Source organism: Streptomyces pristinaespiralis, from assembly GCF_001278075.1.
In the GTDB taxonomy this organism is placed as follows: Bacteria; Actinomycetota; Actinomycetes; order Streptomycetales; family Streptomycetaceae; genus Streptomyces; species Streptomyces pristinaespiralis.
Map to the genome: position 1 here is coordinate 3,767,360 of NZ_CP011340.1, position 15,998 is coordinate 3,783,357.

Genomic DNA, 15,998 nt, shown 5'->3' on the forward strand with positions numbered 1-15,998 from the left:
CCGTGCGCGTGCGCGGGGCTTCGGACGTAACGTCGTATGCATGCGCATTGTCATCGCAGGAGGACACGGTCAGATCGCGCTCCGTCTCGAGCGGTTGCTCTCCGCGGGCGGACACGAGGTCGCGGGCATCATCCGCGATCCCAAGCAGGGTGACGACCTGCGGGCCGTCGGCGCCGAACCGGTCCTCCTTGATCTGGAAACAGCCTCCGTGGAGCAGGTGGCGGCCGTGCTCCAGGGCGCGGACGCCGCGGTGTTCGCCGCGGGAGCGGGCCCCGGCAGCGGCGTCGAGCGGAAGGACACGGTCGATCGCGGAGCGGCGGTCCTCTTCGCCGACGCGGCCGAACGGGCAGGCGTACGGCGGTACATCGTCGTCTCCTCCATGGGCGCCGACGCCGAACACAAGGGTGACGACGTCTTCGACGCCTACCTGCGGGCGAAGGGCGCGGCGGACGACTACGTACGGTCCCGCCCCGGGCTCGAGTGGACGATCCTGCGGCCCGGCGCGCTGACCAACGACGCGGGCAACGGCCTGGTACGGCTGGAGGTCTCGACGGGACGCGGCATGGTGCCGCGGGACGATGTGGCGGCGGTGCTCGCGGAGATGGTGGAAACACCGGCCACCGCGGGACTGACGCTGGAACTGGTCAGCGGTTCGACGCCCGTCACCGTCGCGGTGAAGGACATCGCGGGGAACTGACCGTGCGACTCGTGGTCGATCCTTCGCCGGGTCGGCCTTCTGAATGCCCGTCACGGAACCCGCGTGCGGTTCCGCGTCCGTGCAGTTTCGCGTCATGGAAGCGCGCGACGAACCCGCGGTGCACTCCGCGATGAATCCCCGCTCTCCCGAGGGTCTTTGAGGACATGAGCAATCACACACAGGAAGTCCGGCCGGCGATCGTGGAGCGCGGCGAGCAGCTCTACGCCTACGTCCGCGGCTCCGTACGTATGGACGCGTTCGCCCAGATCGCCGACCGGCTGCCGGAGCTCGTCAACTGGCTTGCCGGCAACGGCGCGGAGTTCGCGGGTGCGCCGTTCTTCCGTTACAACACCATCGACATGGAGGGCGAGTCGGTCGTCGAGGCGGGCGTGCCCGTCGGCTCCGCGCCTGAGCCCGAGGGAGACATCGGCGTGGCCGTACTTCCCCCCGGCCGCTACGCGACGGTGACCCACATCGGCCACCCGGACCAGCTGGTGGGTGTGGTCACGGCGATGCGGGAATGGGCGAGCCGGGAAGGCCTCGAGTGGGACATGACGGTGGTCGACGGGGTCGAGCACTGGGCGTGCCGGACGGAGACGTACAAGACGGATCCCCGGGTGGAGCCGGACATGTCCAGGTGGGAGATCGAGCTGGCGTTCCGCCTGGCCGACTGACGGGTGCGGTCGCCGTACGACGACCACACCCGGTCCGCGATTCCGCAGAGCAGAGCCGCCGTGGTTCCGTCCGGGACGGGCAGTGGGGGTCCCGTCCCTCTACGCAGAACGGCCCCTGATTCGCGTTTCCGCAGATCAGGGGCCGTTGCATCGCGTGGCGGCGCCAGGATCGAACCTGGGTAGGCTAAGCCGACGGATTTACAGACTCTTGCTGTTCGCGCATCGACACCCCTTCTGACCTGGGGCGGAGCAGGCGGCGCAAGCGGTGCGCGGACCTGCCGTCCACGTCTCGTCCACGGCGGGGTCAGAGAGGCCCTGGAGGAGTCGCCTCCGGCGACACGGCCCCACAAGGTCGGCTTCGCCGACATGCTGCAACACCTGGGCTGGTGTTACAGCCGTCTTTGACCGGACAGCCCGGACACCTGCCCTCAGAGCTGTCCGGCCCCTATCCGCTGGCCAGGGCCCTAACAGGACAGCCGGACAGTCCGGACACACTTCTACGCCGCGCCGTGCTCACTGCGGCGTGCGGGCCTCGCCGATGCTGACGTCACAGTCGATCAAAGACGGTAAGACGTGATCTTAAATGACCAAACCGATAGGGCGCCCATCACTGAAACGTTCACAAAGGAGCGTCTTACGTGGGCAGGTTGACGTAATACGTCTAGCGATCGTAGTTTCCTAATGCCCTGTCAACTTGGACTATGTACAAGGAGTTCCCGTGTTCTTTGCACAGCTCGGACTGACACAGCACGACTCGCTGACGGCTGCTCAGGCAGCTGCAAGCGAGGCCGCTACGGCGTCGGGGGGGCGCGTTTTCACCTGTGTCGTCTTCCAGCAGGGTGGGCGCCTCATGCTGACGACAGCCTTCTCGTACGCCTTCCTCGTCAAGCACGTGGTTTCCGACGCGGCGGTAAAGGGTGGCAATCCGCGCATGGCTACCAACCGTCCTATCGACGCCAACCACGTCAGGTCCATCACGAAGTACCTGACCGAGAACGAGAAGGACTACATCCTCCCGCCGGTCACTCTGAACGTCCGCGCCGTCCCCGCCATCCACATCCCACGAGGAAACTTCGCCATGACGGCTGGCTTTGTCGTCATCGGTGACGAGACCAAGTTCTCCGTCACCGATGGGCAGCACAGGCTCGCCGCGATCGCCAAGCGCAGCGACAGCCTCGTCGACACGGACTCCACGTTCCCGAGCGACAGCATCTCCGTCGTCATTGTCGTAGAGCCGGACGTTGCCCGCATCCACCAGGACTTTGCCGACGCAGCGCAGACCAAGCAGATCCCGGCCAGCCTTCTGGCCGCCTATAACACGCGGGAGCCCCTGAACCGCGTTCTCACGAAGATCGTGGATGGGTCGGCTCTGTTCGCGGGACGCATCGACGAGACCTCCAAAAGCCTGTCGAAGCTCTCATCGGCCATCTTCCTGCTGAACCAGGTGCGGGGGCTGGTCAAGGAGCTCTTGTTCCAGGACTACGCGCTCAGTGAGGCGAGCATCCCGGCTCGTAGCTTCCAGGCCATCGGCACCACCGAGAAGCAGGACGCTTTCGTCAGCAGGACCCTGGCCATGCTCGACATCCTCACGCAGCACATGGATCCCTGGCGCGCCGTGGCCGAACTGCCGACAAGCGGAGGGCCGGCCAACCAGGTGGTGGACTTCCGCAAGCACTACATCAATATGACCGCGACCGGTCTGGTCATCATCGGTCACGTGGCCTTCGAGATTGAGAAGAACCTGGACCCCGAATGGCGCAAGGCTCGATACGTCGACCTCGCCACCAAGATTGATTGGCGCCGGAACGCGCCGATCTGGGAGGGGAACATCATCACCGGAGACAAGATCACCACTACCAGGGCTCCGGGACGGATCGCAGCCCGGAAGGTCATGGAGGCGATTGGTGTCCCCGTCCTCCCCAAGAACCCGATGATCCCGCAGCCCACGCAGGAGATCATTTCGCCGGAGGGCGTCTACTGAGACTCACCGACGCACGGCGGCGGACGAGCACGGGCCACCCTCAAATCACCCAAATAGCTTCTGATCAAGGGGTACCCGTTACCGGACTTTCAAGCGACCGGACAGCCCGGACACCTGTGTTCAGCGCTGTCCGGCCCGTACTTACTGGTCAGAGGCCTAACCGGACAACCAGACAGACCGGACACTGGTCTGCGCTATCGCTTCGCTACAACAACCCATCCAGCGCTGCTCGAACCGCTCGCAGATACGACTGCCGAGCGGCAAGGAAGGCATCCGCATTGCGCGAGCTCGTCCTGGCTGCGGTAGGAGTTCACGGCGATCAGCACGTCGTTGGCGGCCGCCTCTACAGCCGTGGGCCCTTCCAGGGTGACCATCGCAGCGGCAGATCGCGACCGCGGAGGCGATCTGTCCGATGCCGATGGACGCCATGGCCTTGCGTCCCGGTGCTGTTCCGGGTGTACGCGAAGTTCCTCAAGGGCGGCAACGAGGCGGCCGACGCCAAGATCTCTGCCCGACTGCACCAAAGTCGGGCCGGGCACTGACATCAAGAGCGGCCAGTGGGAGGCTGCCCGCTTCGTGAGCGCCCTGCCACGGGCAGGGCGCTCACGACGTCCGCAATCCTCAAAGAGCCCCTTGTACTGGAAGGGGGTGCTTCGCATCTCGCGGGTTATCTGTGCTGGAGGCTGTGCAGTTCGGTGTGTGAGGATCCGCTCGTGAAGTGCGATGTTTGCGGACGGGCGATGTGGCGGTGGTCGGTGCCGGCCACCGCGTGGGAAGAGGAGATCTTGTCCTGCTCCTGGTGCCATGCCGCTACGTATGTGGGCGGCGACTGGTTCGAGATCTCGCGACCGCCGCATCTGCCCGTGGGCGCGCGCTGGGAGAGGGCGGTCGCGGCTGGCCTTCCCGTAGGCGTCTCGCACGCCTACGGCACCTTCGACAGGACGCTGTGCGGAATCCGGGAAGCCAGCATGTCGCCGTCCGACCATTGCTGGCTGCCGGAGCGGGAGAACGCGTGCGACGCCTGCCGGGAAGCGGCGGTTGTCATGGATGACCGCTGGCCGCAAGCGATGAGGGGCAAGGGCGCCCGGGCCAGCGTGGCCCGGCGTCTGTGAGTCTTACTAGGTAACTGCCGGCACCTGCCGATCTGACCTATTGCGTCCGTTTCCGGGGCAAGCCGAGGTCGCTGGTCGAGGTGCTCGGTCGAGGAACTGCTTGCGGGCGGGCCGTCCTAGCATCCGAGGCCGCGGCCCTCAGATCCGCAGGTCGGACGCCGGGATTCCCGTCCACGTCTCGTCCACAACAGCTGGTAGAGGTGTGCGAAAGAGACGGAGCGAGACAGTGCGCTGCCGCTGCCCCACTTACACAGAACGGCCCCTGATCCGCGTTTCCGCAGATCAGGGGCCGTTCCATCGCGTGGCGGCGCCAGGATTCGAACCTGGGTAGGCTAAGCCGACGGATTTACAGTCCGCTCCCATTGGCCACTCGGGCACACCGCCATGGGATGTCGCCTCTGGAGGACCGCTGTGGGGCGGTGCTCCGTGGCAACGACGTAAACGATACCTGATGCACCGGGGTGCTTCGCCACCGGATTGATCAGCGCCGGGGGCGGGTGCGGGTGGCTAGGCTTGGCCGAGCGGTTCGGGGTGATCCGGCCGCGCCCCACTCACCCGATACAAGGAGCCACAGGACATGGCCGACTCCAGTTTCGACATCGTCTCGAAGGTCGAGCGGCAGGAGGTCGACAACGCCCTCAACCAGGCCGCCAAGGAGATCTCGCAGCGCTACGACTTCAAGAACGTCGGTGCCTCGATCTCCTGGTCCGGCGAGAAGATCCTGATGCAGGCGAATTCCGAGGACCGCGTCAACGCGATCCTGGACGTCTTCCAGACCAAGCTGGTGAAGCGCGGCATCTCGCTGAAGTCGCTGGACGCCGGCGAGCCGCAGCTCTCCGGCAAGGAGTACAAGATCTTCGCCTCGATCGAGGAGGGCATCTCGCAGGAGAACGCCAAGAAGGTGGCGAAGATCATCCGTGACGAGGGCCCGAAGGGTGTCAAGGCACAGGTCCAGGGCGACGAGCTGCGGGTCAGCTCGAAGAGCCGGGACGACCTGCAGGCCGTGCAGGCGCTGCTCAAGGGGCAGGACTTCGACTTCGCGCTGCAGTTCGTGAACTACCGCTGACGTCTGCGGGCAGGCCGGGGCGACCGGGGGCGGAGCGGCGCGGCCGCTCCGCCCCCGCCTCGTGCCCCGGTGGTGCGGCGGGGTGGCGACGGCGGTCGCCGTCACCGCCGTGACGTCCGAATTCCGCCAGCCCCGGCGGCTGCTGGGTCGCAGACTCGTAGGGGAAGGGCGGGCGACACCGCCGCACACCGCAAGGAGGAGCGCGAGCCATGACCGGTGCTCAGGAGACCGTCGTCTACGAGATCGTCGAGAGCCCGCTGGGCGAGCTCCTGCTGGTCGGGCGTGCATCGGGCACGGCGAAGGGCGGCACCGCGCTGGCCTCTCTCTCGCTGCCCGGGCAGAAGGGCCGCGCGGTCGTCCAGGACGGCTGGCGCCGCGACCCGGCGGCGTTCGAGGAGATCGGGCGCCAGTTGTCGTCGTACTTCTCGGGCCGGCTGACCCGGTTCGAGATCGAGTACGCCGAGGGCGGGACCGACTTCCAGCGCCGTGTCTGGAGGGCGCTGGAGGACGTTCCCTACGGGCGGACCACCACCTACAAGGAGATCGCCGCGCGGGTCGGCACCTCCGCGGTCGGTGTGCGGGCCGTGGGGACGGCGATCGGGCGCAATCCGCTGCTCGTGGTGCGTCCGTGCCACCGGGTGATCGGCGCGGACGGCGCCCTGCGGGGGTACGCGGGCGGTCTGGAGTCGAAGGCACGGCTCCTCGGACTCGAGGGCGCGCTGGCGCCGTGACGAGGCCGGTCCCATGAGCGGAGCGCTGTTCCCCCGTGACCGGGCGGTCGTCGCCCCGGGCGCGGTGCATGTGCCGGGCTGGCTGCCCCTCGGGCGTCAGCGGGAGCTGGTGGAGGCCTGCCGTGGCTGGGCCCGCGGGCCGGTCCCGCTGCGGGCACACCGTGCTGCCGAACGGGGGCGTGATGTCGGTGCGGACGGTGTGCGTGGGCTGGCACTGGCAGCCGTACCGGTACTCCCGGACCGCGGACGATGTGAACGGTGCGCCGGTCGCCCCGTTTCCCGGGTGGCTGGTCGATCTGGGACGTGAGGCGCTGGTCGAGGCCTATGGGGAGCATCAGGGGTACACCCCCGACACCGCGCTGATCAACTTCTACGACGGCGCCGCCCGGATGGGCATGCACCAGGACAAGGAGGAGCACTCAGGGGCTCCGGTGGTCTCCCTGAGCATCGGCGACTCGTGCGTGTTCCGGTTCGGGAACACGCAGACCAGGGGGCGTCCCTACACGGACGTGGAGCTGGCGTCCGGCGACCTGTTCGTCTTCGGCGGCCCTTCCCGCTACGCCTATCACGGCGTGCCGAAGGTGCATGTGGCCACGGCCGATCCTGCGACCGGCATGAACGGCGGCCGCCTGAACATCACCTTGCGCGAGACCGGGCTGACGGGCTGATCCGCCCGGGCGGCGGGCCCAGTTCAGCGCGAGCGCGAGTGGCCGAACAGGATCCGGTACGCGATCAGCAGGACGAGCGCGCCGCCGATGGCCGCGATCCAGGTGGGCCCGTCGTAGAACTGGTTGGCGATCTCACGGTCCAGGTAACGGGCGGATATCCAGCCCCCGATGAAGGCTCCTGCGACACCTATGAGCGTGGTGCCGACCAGCCCGCCCGGGTCCCGTCCGGGCAGCAGGATCTTGGCTATCGCTCCGGCCAGCAGACCGAGAACGATCCAGCCGATGATGGTCATCGAAGTGAACCTGCCTTTCATGGGGTGTTGTTGTCGGGGACGTGCCCGGGCAGGGCCGCGGTTGCGGTGATCAACAAGGATTCTCGGCGTCTCGGGGACGACGCTCGCGATGGCTCGGGACGGCCATCTGCCGGGAGCACCGGTCACCGTTCGTCCACGGTCCCAGGTGCCGCACCGCGCGGACGTCGCTGTGGTCGTCGTCGCGGTGGTGGCGGCGACCGTGGACCTGCGCGGGGCGATCGGCTTCTCTTCGCTCGGTGTGCCCGCCTACTGCACGATCCGCCAACGCCTCGGCTCGGACGCCGGGTTCCCGACGGCCCGGAGATACACCCGTTCGAGTTCCCCGGGCTCGTCAGGCTGACCGGCGGACCCCGGCATGGGTGTCACGCGCGGCGAGCCGGCCCGGTCGAACCGGACAGCTACCGCCGGCCGGCGGACGGGATCCGCGCGCTCAACGCGCCGCGAACGGCTGATCGGTCGGGACGATCTCCCTGCCCAGCGGCATCAGCGACACAGGGATCAACTTGAAGTTGGCGACGCCGAACGGGATCCCGATGATCGTGAGGCAGAGAGCGAGGCCGGTGACGATGTGGCCCAGGGCCAGCCACCAGCCGGCCAGGATCAGCCACAGGACATTGCCGACCAGGGACGGCGCACCGGAATCGCGGCGGTCCGTCGTCGTGTAACCGAATGGCCAGAGGGCGTAGATCCCGATGCGGAAGGCAGCCAGGCCGAAGGGGATCCCGATGATGGTGATGCAGAGGATCAGCCCTGCCGCAAGGTAACCGAGGAACAGCCAGAAGCCGCTCAGGACCAGCCATATGACGTTCAGGATTGTCTTCATCGGCGAGGACCTGCCATCTGTTCGAGTCGGGCGATTCGTTCCGCCATGGGCGGGTGGGTCGAGAACATCCTGGCGAGGCCGCGGCCCGGGCCGAACGGGTTGGCGATCATCATGTGGCTCGCGGTCTCGAGCCTCGGCTCCGGCGGCAGCGGGAGCTGTTTCGTACCGGCGTCCAGTTTGCGCAGTGCGCTGGCCAGGGCCAGCGGGTCACCGGTGAGCTGGGAGCCCGACGCGTCCGCCTCGAACTCCCGGGAGCGGCTCACGGCGAGCTGGATCACGGACGCGGCCAGGGGGCCGAGCAGCATGATCAGCAGCATGCCGACCAGGCCGGGTCCTTCGTCGTCGTCGGACCGGCCGATGGGGATGAGCCAGGCGAAGTTCACCAGGAACATCACCACGGAGGCGAGGGCCCCGGCCACCGAGGAGATGAGGATGTCGCGGTTGTAGACGTGGCTGAGCTCGTGGCCGATGACTCCCCGCAGCTCACGCTCGTCGAGGATGCGCAGGATTCCTTCGGTGCAGCACACCGCCGCGTTACGGGGGTTGCGGCCGGTGGCGAACGCGTTGGGGGCCTGGGTCGGCGAGATGTAGAGCCTCGGCATGGGCTGGCGGGCGGCGGTGGAGAGCTCGCGGACCATGCGGTACAGGGCGGGGGCCTCGAATTCGCTCACCGGGCGGGCCCGCATGGCGCGGAGGGCCAGCTTGTCGCTGTTCCAGTAGGCGTACGCATTGGTTCCGAGCGCCACGACGAGCGCGACGAAAAGCCCCGTCCGGCCGAAGAAGCTGCCGATGACGAGGATCAGTGCGGACAGTCCCCCGAGGAGTACGGCGGTTTTGAGCCCGTTGTGCCGGCGGTGCACGGTACGCCCTCCAGATGGTGCGGCAGGGGAACCCTTTTGCGTGGTGCTCCACTCTCCAGTGGACCCTTCTGTACTGGTCAACGCCAGGCGAGGGGCACTGGTTCCCTGGCGCTCCGGGGCCCACGTCACGCCCGTACGGGTGAACACGCGGAGCGGGACGGCCGGGGGCCGGTCCGGCAGCAGGTACGCCGCGGCTAGAACAGGCTCTCTGCGGCGAACCGCAGGACCAGCTGGGGGTAGCCGGACAGGACGACACCCACGGCCGCGGTGAGGGCCACGGCGACCGTGACCGGAGCGGGGATCCCCTTCCGGGTGTCCTCCGCTGCCGTCTCCGCCTCCTCGTCCGCTGTTGCCGGCTCCGGGGCGCGGAAGAGGATCGCCGTCCACTGCAGGTAGTAGTAGAGGGCGATCACGACGTTGACGCCCATGACGACGGCCAGCCAGCCGAGACCCGCGTCGACGGCCGCGGAGAACACGGTCACCTTGGCGAAGAGGCCGACGATGCCCGGTGGCAGACCCGCGAGGCAGAGCAGGAAGAAGCCCATGGCCAGCGCGACCAGCGGGCGGCGGGCGTACAGGCCGCGGTAGTCGGAGATCCGGTTGAGCGGCCGTGTGCGGGCGACCACGGCCGCCACCGCGAACGCGCCCAGGTTCACCACGGCGTACATCAGCGCGTAGGCGACGGTCGCACCGATCTGGTGGTCGCTCGAATACGCGGCGGCGGCGATCGGCACCAGCAGGTATCCGGCCTGCGCCACGGAGGACCAGGCCAGCAGGCGTACCGCGCTCCACGTGCGCGAGGCGGACTGGCGCAGCGCCGCGACATTGCCGGCGGTCATGGTCAGAGCGGCGAGTACCGCCATCGCCGGGCCCCAGATGTCGGCGTACCCGGGAAAGGCGATCACGGTGACCAGGATGAGCCCGGTGAATCCGACGGCCTTGCCGACGACGGAGAGATAGCCGGCGATGGGCAGCGGCGCCCCCACATAGGTGTCGGGGACCCAGAAGTGGAAGGGGACCGCGGCCGTTTTGAAGGCGAAGCCGACGAGGGTCAGCGCGACGCCCGCCTTGGCGAGCGTGTCCAACTGGCCGGGGACGTCCTCCAGCCCGGCCGCCACCTGTGTGAGGTGCAGCGTTCCTGTGGCGGCGTACACGAAGCTGACGCCGAGAAGCGTCACGGCGGTCGCGGCGACGGAGGAGAGGAAGAACTTCAGGGCGGCTTCGCTGGAGAACCGGTCGCCGCGCTTGAGGCCCACCAGCGCGAAGGCCGGCAGTGAGGCCACCTCGAGGGCGACCACGAGCGTCGCGAGATCGCGGGAGGCGGGCAGCAGGGCCGCGCCGGCGGCGGACGACAGCAGCAGGAACCAGAATTCGCCGGCCGGCAGCTTGTCCCGGGTGTCCCTGAGGGAGAGCAGCGCGGTCAGCAGCGCCCCGCCGAGCACCAGGAACTGGATCACCAGCGTGAACTGGTCGGCGGTGTAGCTGCAGACGCCCGGGTTGTCGGTCAGGCAGAACGTCGAGCGGTCGCCGTCGCGCAGCGGCAGCAGCGCGGCCATCGACACGACGAGACCCGCGATCGCCACGACTCCCAGGAGGGGCTTGCGCCGGTCGGCGACGAACAGGTCGGCGACGAGGACGACCAGTGCGACGACAGCGGTGATCGTGGGCGGCGCGATCGCCGCCCAGTCGACGGACTGGACGAGGCTGTTGGCGCCGTCGGCTGCCACGGTCACGACTTGCCTCCTGAGAGGAGCTTCTGCACGGCCGGGTCGGTGAGGCCGAGGAGGATCGCGGGCCACAGTCCGGCGACGACGGTGAGGGCCACGAGCGGGGACCAGGCCGCGAACTCGTACGCGCGGACGTCGGTGACCGGCTCGGGCCGCTGCTCGTCCACGGCTTCCGGCAGCCGGCCGCCCATGCATACGCGGCGCACGACGACGAGCAGGTACGCGGCGGTGAGCAGGGTGCCGAACGCGCCGATCGACATGAAGGTGAGGAACGCCGGGCGGCTGAGCCCGTCGGCGGGGTCGAAGGCTCCGAACAACGCGAGCATCTCGCCCCAGAATCCGGCGAGTCCCGGCAGTCCGAGGGAGGCGACGGCGGCGAAGGCGAGCAGGCCGCCGAGGCGCGGCGCGCGACCGTACAGTGCGGCGCCGGTGGCGCCGGCGAGGGTGTCGAGGTCGGCGGTGCCGTAGCGGTCCTTGACCGCTCCGACCAGGAAGAACAGCAGGCCGGTGATGAGGCCGTGGGCGATGTTGGCGAAGAGTGCGCCGTTCACGCCGGTCGGGGTCATCGTCGCGATGCCCAGCAGCACGAAGCCCATGTGACCGACCGACGAATACGCGATCAGGCGCTTCAGGTCACCGCCGGCGCCGCTGCGCGCGAGCGCCAGGCAGGCCAGGGAGCCGTAGACGATGCCGACGGCCGCGAACGCGGCCAGGTACGGGGCGAAGGTCCGCATCCCGTCGGGCGCGATCGGCAGCACGATGCGGACGAAGCCGTACGTCCCCATCTTCAGCAGCACGCCGGCGAGGAGGACAGAGCCGACGGTCGGTGCGGCGGTGTGGGCGTCGGGCAGCCAGGTGTGCAGGGGCCACATCGGCGTCTTCACGGCCAGCCCGAGACCGATCGCCAGAACGGCGACGACCTGCACGGACGTGGTCAGTCCACGGCCGTTGTCAGTGGCGAGTGCCACCATGTCGAATGTGCCGGCCTTCAGCCCGATCAGCAGGAGGCCGAGCAGCATGACCACGGAGCCGAGCAGCGTGTAGAGGATGAACTTCCAGGCGGCGGGCTGCCTTGCCTCGCCGCCCCAGCGGGCGATGAGGAAGTACATCGGGATGAGCACCATCTCGAAGGCCAGGAAGAACAGCAGCAGGTCGAGCACGGCGAAAGTCGCCAGGGTGCCGGACTCCAGGACCAGGAGCAGGGCGACGAAAGCCTTCGGGGACGGGCCCGCGGGCATGTTGAAGTAGCTGTACAGCGCGCAGAGGAAGGTCAGCAGGGCCGTCAGCACGAGAAGGGGGAGCGAGATGCCGTCGATGCCGAGGTGGATCCGCACGTCGAGTGCGGCGATCCAGTTGATGTCGGTCGTGGCCTGCATCTTCGACGGCTGGTCGTGGTCGAAGCCGAGCGCCAGGACGATCGCCGCGAGCAGGATGGCGCCGGTGACGGTGACGCCGTGGCGCAGGACCGCCTGGTCGGGGCTGCTGCCGCGCAGCCCCGGCGGGGCGGGCAGCAGGGCGGCCGCGGCGCCGGCCAGCGGAGCGACGACGATGAACGCGAGAAGGAACTGCATCACGGACTCGCTGATATCGATCACGGCTCACGATCCGGCGTTGACGTTGGAAAGGACGACGGCGGCGATCGCCAGGACGACGGAGCCGGCGAGCAGCGCGCTCAGGTAGGTCTGGACGTTTCCGGTCTGGGCGCGCCGGACGGCCGTGCCGAGCCAGCGGGTGCCGGTGCCGGAGCCGCGTACGTAGGTGTCGACGACCTCCCGGTCCAGGAACCGGACCAGCCGGGCCGCGGCTCGCACGGGGCGGACGAACAGCACGGTGTAGAGCGCGTCGACGTGGAAGCCGGCGGCGGCGTGGCGGTGGAGCGGGCCGAGCAGCAGCCGTGCGGGGTCGGCCGGGTCGTGAGCCGCCGCGATGTCGCCGTAGGCGGGAGTGTGGGTGGCGATGGCCTCTGCCTCGGAGACGGCCGGTTCGGCGTCCGGGTGGGCGGCGACGGCGCCGATGGGGGGACGTGCGGCGAGCGCGGTGGAGTGCCGCCAGGCCCCGTAGGTGACCAGGCCGCCGACGAGGGCGACGCCCGTGCCGAGGACGGCGGTGGTGAGCGTCGGGGTGAGCGCGTGGCCGTCGAACCAGCGGGGCAGCCGGCCGGCGGTCAGTCCGAAGGCGAGCGAGGGGACGGCGAGGACCCACAGCACGGTGGTCATCGACAGCGGCTGGCGTCCGTGGTCGGGGGCTTCGGCGCCGCGGCCGCGGAAGGTCAGCAGCCACAACCGGATCGCGTAGGCGGCGGTCAGGACCGCGGTCAGCAGCGCGGCGACGAGCACGAACCAGCCCGCGACGGCGGGCGCCGTCTCCGAGTCGCCGAGTGCGGTGTGTTCGGCCGCCACGAGGACGGCTTCCTTGGAGAAGAAGCCGGCGAAGGGAGGGATCGCGGCGAGGGCGAGCAGAGCGACGGTCATCGTCCAGTAGGCGTCGGGGACACGCTTGGCGAGGCCGCTCATCCGGGACATGGCGGCGAGCGAGTTGGTGCCGGCGGCATGGATGATCACGCCGGCGGCGAGGAAGAGCAGCGCCTTGAACGCACCGTGGGACAGGAGGTGGAAGACGGCGGCGCCACGGTCCCCGACGGCCAGGGCGCCGGACATGTAGCCGAGTTGCCCGATGGTCGAGTAGGCGAGGACGCGTTTGATGTCGTCCTGTGCGAGGGCGGCGAGTGCCGAGCCGACCATCGTCACGGCCGCCATCACGGCGAGCACGGTCATGGCTGCGGCGGAGGCCGCGAAGAGAGGAAGGAGCCGGGCCACGAAGTAGATACCGGCGGCGACCATCGTCGCGGCGTGGATCAGCGCGGAGACGGGAGTGGGGCCCGCCATCGCGTCCGGAAGCCAGGTGTGCAGCGGGAACTGCGCCGACTTGCCGGCGACACCGGCGAGGAGGAGCAGCGCGATGAGGGTGGGGTGCTCGACGGCGTCGGCGGCGACAGCCCCGAGGATGCCGGTGATGCGGAAGGTGCCCGCGTCGGCCGCGAGCGCGAACAGGCCGATCAGGAAGGGGACATCGCCGAGCTTGGTGACCAGGAAGGCCTTGAGGGAGGCGGCGCGCGCCTCGGGGGTCTCCCAGTAGTGGCCGACGAGGAAGTACGAGCAGATGCCCATGATCTCCCAGCCGACCAGCAGCACCATCAGGTCGCCGGAGTAGACGACGAGCAGCATGGCGGAGGTGAACAGCGAGACGAGGGCGGCGTACGAGGGGTAGCGCGGGTCGTCGCGGAGGTAGCCCGTCGAATAGATCTGCACGCACGAGGCGACGATCCCGACGAGGATCGCGGCGAGCGCGGCGAAGCCGTCGAGGTGGAGTGCGAGGTCGATCGGGACCGAGCCGGTCGGTGTGAGCTGCGTGGACGCGTCGATCGCCTTGCCGCCGTCCTGGCGTACGGCGACGACGACGGCCAGCACGGCCGCGGCGAGCGTCGGCAGCACGGCGAGCGGACGGACGAAGCCGGGCGCGCGGCGGCCGAGGAGCAGCCCGGCCGCGGCGCCCAGGAACGGAAGGAGGGGGACAAGGACGGCGAGGGTCGTGGTGGTCACGCGGTGGCCTCGGCCTTCTCCTCGCGGTCGGTGGATTTCCCGTCGTGCGGGCCGGGGGCATCGGGTCCGTGCGCCGTCTCCGCGGTGTCGCGCAGGCGGTCGATGTCGGAGCTGCCGCGGTTGCGGTACACCATCAGCACGATCGCCAGGCCGATGCCGATCTCTGCGGCGGCGATGGCGATGACGAAGAGGGTGAGCGCCTGGCCGGCGTGCAGGGTGTCGCGGAGCCAGACGTCGAAGGCGACGAGGTTGAGGTTGACGGCGTTGAGCATCAGCTCGACGGACATCAGGACGAGGATCGCGTTGCGGCGGGCGAGCACCCCGTACAGCCCGACGCTGAAGAGGAGCACGGCTAGCACGGCTGGATAGGCGAGGTGCATCAGCTGTTCCCCTCTCGGGCCGGTCGGTCCGCGGGGCCCGCCGGGGTGTCCGTGGCTCTGCCGGCGGCAGGGGCGTTCCGGGGGGCCGGGGCCGGCGCGGCCTCCTCACCGTCCTTGCGGGACAGGACGATCGCGCCGATCAGGGCGGCGAGCAGCAGCACGGAGAGCGCCTCGAACGGCAGCACCCAGTGCCGGAAGAGGATCTCGCCGGACACCTTCGTGGAGCCCTGGGCCGGCCCGTCGAGGTCGATCCAGGTGGTGCGGAAGGCATCGACGACGACCCACACGAGGGACACGGCGGCGACGACGGCCACCGCGAGGGCAACCCATCGGTTGCCCGAGTCGGCGTCCGGTGAACGGCCGATGGGCGCCTTGGTGAGCATCAGACCGAAGAGCAGGAGGACGACCACGGAGCCGACATAGATCAGGACCTGCACCCAGGCGATGAACTCTGCGGTGAGCAGGAGGTATTCGACGGCGAGGCCGCCGAGCGCCACGACCAGCCAGAGGGCGGCGTGCACCAACTGCCGGGTCGTGACGGTGATGACGGCCGCGCCGAGCGTGACCACGCCCACGAGCAGGAAGGCGATCTCGACGCCGGTGGGAGAAAGGAAACCGTGCGTCGCGGCTGCGGCGAACGTCATGCCGGACCTCCCTGACCCGTTGCCGGGCCGCTGTCGTCGGCGGGGCGTTCACCGCCGGCCGGCGGGACGCCGCCCGCGCCCGGCTGGGTGCTCGCGTCCGGCTGGGTGGCCGCGCCTGGCTGGGGGGTGCTCGCGTCCGGCTGGGTGGCCGCGCCTGGCTGGGGGGTGGCCGCGTCCGGCTGGGTGCTCGCGTCCGCCTCCGCGGCGGCGAGCTTCTCCGCCGTCTTGCGGGCGGCGCCCATCTCCTTCGGCTCCTCCGCGCCCGGGTCGAGAGCCGGGGGCGCGGGCACCGTCCACATCCACTCGCGGAGCTTGTCGCGCTCGTGGGTGAGGTCGCGGATGTCGGTCTCCGCGTACTCGAACTCGGGTGACCAGAACAGCGCGTCGAAAGGACAGACCTCGATGCAGATACCGCAGTACATGCACAGGGAAAAGTCGATGGCGAACCGGTCGAGGACGTTGCGGCTGCGTTCGCGGCCACCGGGTACCGCCGCCGGCACGGTCTCCTTGTGGGAGTCGATGTAGATGCACCAGTCGGGGCACTCACGGGCGCAGAGCATGCAGACCGTGCAGTTCTCCTCGAACAGGCCGATGACGCCGCGCGAGCGGGGCGGCAGTTCGGGCTGGACATCCGGGTACTGGGCGGTGACGGTCTTCTTCGTCATCGTCCGCAGGGTGACGGCCAGGCCCTTGGCGAGACCGGATCCGGGGATGGGAGACAC

15 protein-coding genes, 1 tRNA gene and 2 pseudogenes are annotated in these 15,998 nt (G+C 69.3%); 8 read left to right on the top strand and 10 right to left on the bottom strand.

Annotated elements, in window-relative coordinates; genetic code table 11:
* Nucleotides 1-40: 40 nt before the first annotated feature.
* From SPRI_RS15800 to SPRI_RS15815, 4 genes are all read left to right on the top strand, one after another.
* A complete protein-coding gene (locus SPRI_RS15800) occupies nt 41-697 on the top strand; it encodes an SDR family oxidoreductase (RefSeq protein ID WP_005313666.1) in 657 nt (218 codons plus the stop codon).
* 164 nt (nt 698-861) lie between these two features.
* A complete protein-coding gene (locus SPRI_RS15805; protein ID WP_005313668.1) occupies nt 862-1,371 on the top strand; it encodes a GyrI-like domain-containing protein in 510 nt (169 codons plus the stop codon).
* Nucleotides 1,372-2,089: 718 nt separating this feature from the next.
* Nucleotides 2,090-3,352 carry a DNA sulfur modification protein DndB gene (locus SPRI_RS15810; RefSeq protein WP_005313670.1) on the top strand — a complete coding sequence of 421 codons (1,263 nt, stop codon included), beginning with the start codon at nt 2,090-2,092 and terminating at the stop codon, nt 3,350-3,352.
* 713 nt (nt 3,353-4,065) lie between these two features.
* Nucleotides 4,066-4,464 carry a hypothetical protein gene (locus SPRI_RS15815; RefSeq protein ID WP_005313673.1) on the top strand — a complete coding sequence of 133 codons (399 nt, stop codon included), beginning with the start codon at nt 4,066-4,068 and terminating at the stop codon, nt 4,462-4,464.
* A gap of 302 nt (nt 4,465-4,766) precedes the next feature.
* Here the strand turns inward: SPRI_RS15815 and SPRI_RS15820 are convergent.
* Nucleotides 4,767-4,848 (bottom strand) — tRNA-Tyr (locus SPRI_RS15820).
* A gap of 193 nt (nt 4,849-5,041) precedes the next feature.
* Between SPRI_RS15820 and SPRI_RS15825 the strand changes: the two genes are divergently transcribed.
* The 3 genes and pseudogenes from SPRI_RS15825 (at nt 5,042) to SPRI_RS15835 (ending at nt 6,929) form a co-directional block, all read left to right on the top strand.
* Nucleotides 5,042-5,530, top strand: coding sequence for a YajQ family cyclic di-GMP-binding protein (locus SPRI_RS15825; RefSeq protein WP_005313676.1), 489 nt, complete (start codon nt 5,042-5,044; stop codon nt 5,528-5,530).
* A gap of 209 nt (nt 5,531-5,739) precedes the next feature.
* Entirely contained in the window at nt 5,740-6,261 is a 522-nt protein-coding gene (locus tag SPRI_RS15830) for a methylated-DNA--[protein]-cysteine S-methyltransferase (protein ID WP_005313678.1), read from the top strand.
* Nucleotides 6,262-6,274: 13 nt separating this feature from the next.
* Nucleotides 6,275-6,929 (top strand): annotated as a pseudogene (locus SPRI_RS15835) (alpha-ketoglutarate-dependent dioxygenase AlkB family protein).
* Between the two features lie 23 nt (nt 6,930-6,952).
* On the opposite strand, the gene SPRI_RS15840 reads toward SPRI_RS15835, so the two are convergent.
* Nucleotides 6,953-7,222: a GlsB/YeaQ/YmgE family stress response membrane protein gene (locus tag SPRI_RS15840; protein WP_005313680.1), complete on the bottom strand. Its 270-nt coding sequence runs from the start codon at nt 7,220-7,222 to the stop codon at nt 6,953-6,955.
* 79 nt (nt 7,223-7,301) lie between these two features.
* On the opposite strand from SPRI_RS15840, the pseudogene SPRI_RS37165 reads away from it, so the two are divergent.
* Nucleotides 7,302-7,533 (top strand): annotated as a pseudogene (locus tag SPRI_RS37165) (amino acid permease); the annotation flags it as partial.
* A gap of 140 nt (nt 7,534-7,673) precedes the next feature.
* On the opposite strand, the gene SPRI_RS15850 reads toward SPRI_RS37165, so the two are convergent.
* The 8 genes from SPRI_RS15850 to SPRI_RS15885 form a co-directional block, all read right to left on the bottom strand.
* On the bottom strand, nt 7,674-8,066 hold the full coding sequence (locus SPRI_RS15850) for a YccF domain-containing protein (RefSeq protein ID WP_005313687.1): 393 nt from the start codon (nt 8,064-8,066) through the stop codon (nt 7,674-7,676).
* Nucleotides 8,063-8,926, bottom strand: coding sequence for a zinc metalloprotease HtpX (gene htpX / locus SPRI_RS15855; protein ID WP_005313690.1), 864 nt, complete (start codon nt 8,924-8,926; stop codon nt 8,063-8,065). Before htpX ends, SPRI_RS15850 begins: the two co-directional genes overlap by 4 nt.
* 194 nt (nt 8,927-9,120) lie before the next feature.
* Nucleotides 9,121-10,659: an NADH-quinone oxidoreductase subunit N gene (locus tag SPRI_RS15860; RefSeq protein ID WP_037774007.1), complete on the bottom strand. Its 1,539-nt coding sequence runs from the start codon at nt 10,657-10,659 to the stop codon at nt 9,121-9,123.
* Nucleotides 10,656-12,248 (bottom strand): NADH-quinone oxidoreductase subunit M, encoded by a 1,593-nt coding sequence (locus SPRI_RS15865; RefSeq protein ID WP_005313695.1) that lies wholly within the window; start codon nt 12,246-12,248, stop codon nt 10,656-10,658. Before SPRI_RS15865 ends, SPRI_RS15860 begins: the two co-directional genes overlap by 4 nt.
* A 3-nt stretch (nt 12,249-12,251) precedes the next feature.
* Nucleotides 12,252-14,252: an NADH-quinone oxidoreductase subunit 5 family protein gene (locus SPRI_RS15870; protein WP_005313697.1), complete on the bottom strand. Its 2,001-nt coding sequence runs from the start codon at nt 14,250-14,252 to the stop codon at nt 12,252-12,254.
* Nucleotides 14,249-14,632 (bottom strand): NADH-quinone oxidoreductase subunit NuoK, encoded by a 384-nt coding sequence (gene nuoK / locus SPRI_RS15875; protein WP_037774008.1) that lies wholly within the window; start codon nt 14,630-14,632, stop codon nt 14,249-14,251. Before nuoK ends, SPRI_RS15870 begins: the two co-directional genes overlap by 4 nt.
* Nucleotides 14,632-15,276 (bottom strand): NADH-quinone oxidoreductase subunit J family protein, encoded by a 645-nt coding sequence (locus SPRI_RS15880; RefSeq protein WP_005313701.1) that lies wholly within the window; start codon nt 15,274-15,276, stop codon nt 14,632-14,634. The genes nuoK and SPRI_RS15880 overlap by 1 nt, the downstream gene beginning before the upstream one ends.
* A complete protein-coding gene (locus tag SPRI_RS15885) occupies nt 15,273-15,998 on the bottom strand; it encodes a NuoI/complex I 23 kDa subunit family protein (RefSeq protein ID WP_005313706.1) in 726 nt (241 codons plus the stop codon). The genes SPRI_RS15880 and SPRI_RS15885 overlap by 4 nt, the downstream gene beginning before the upstream one ends.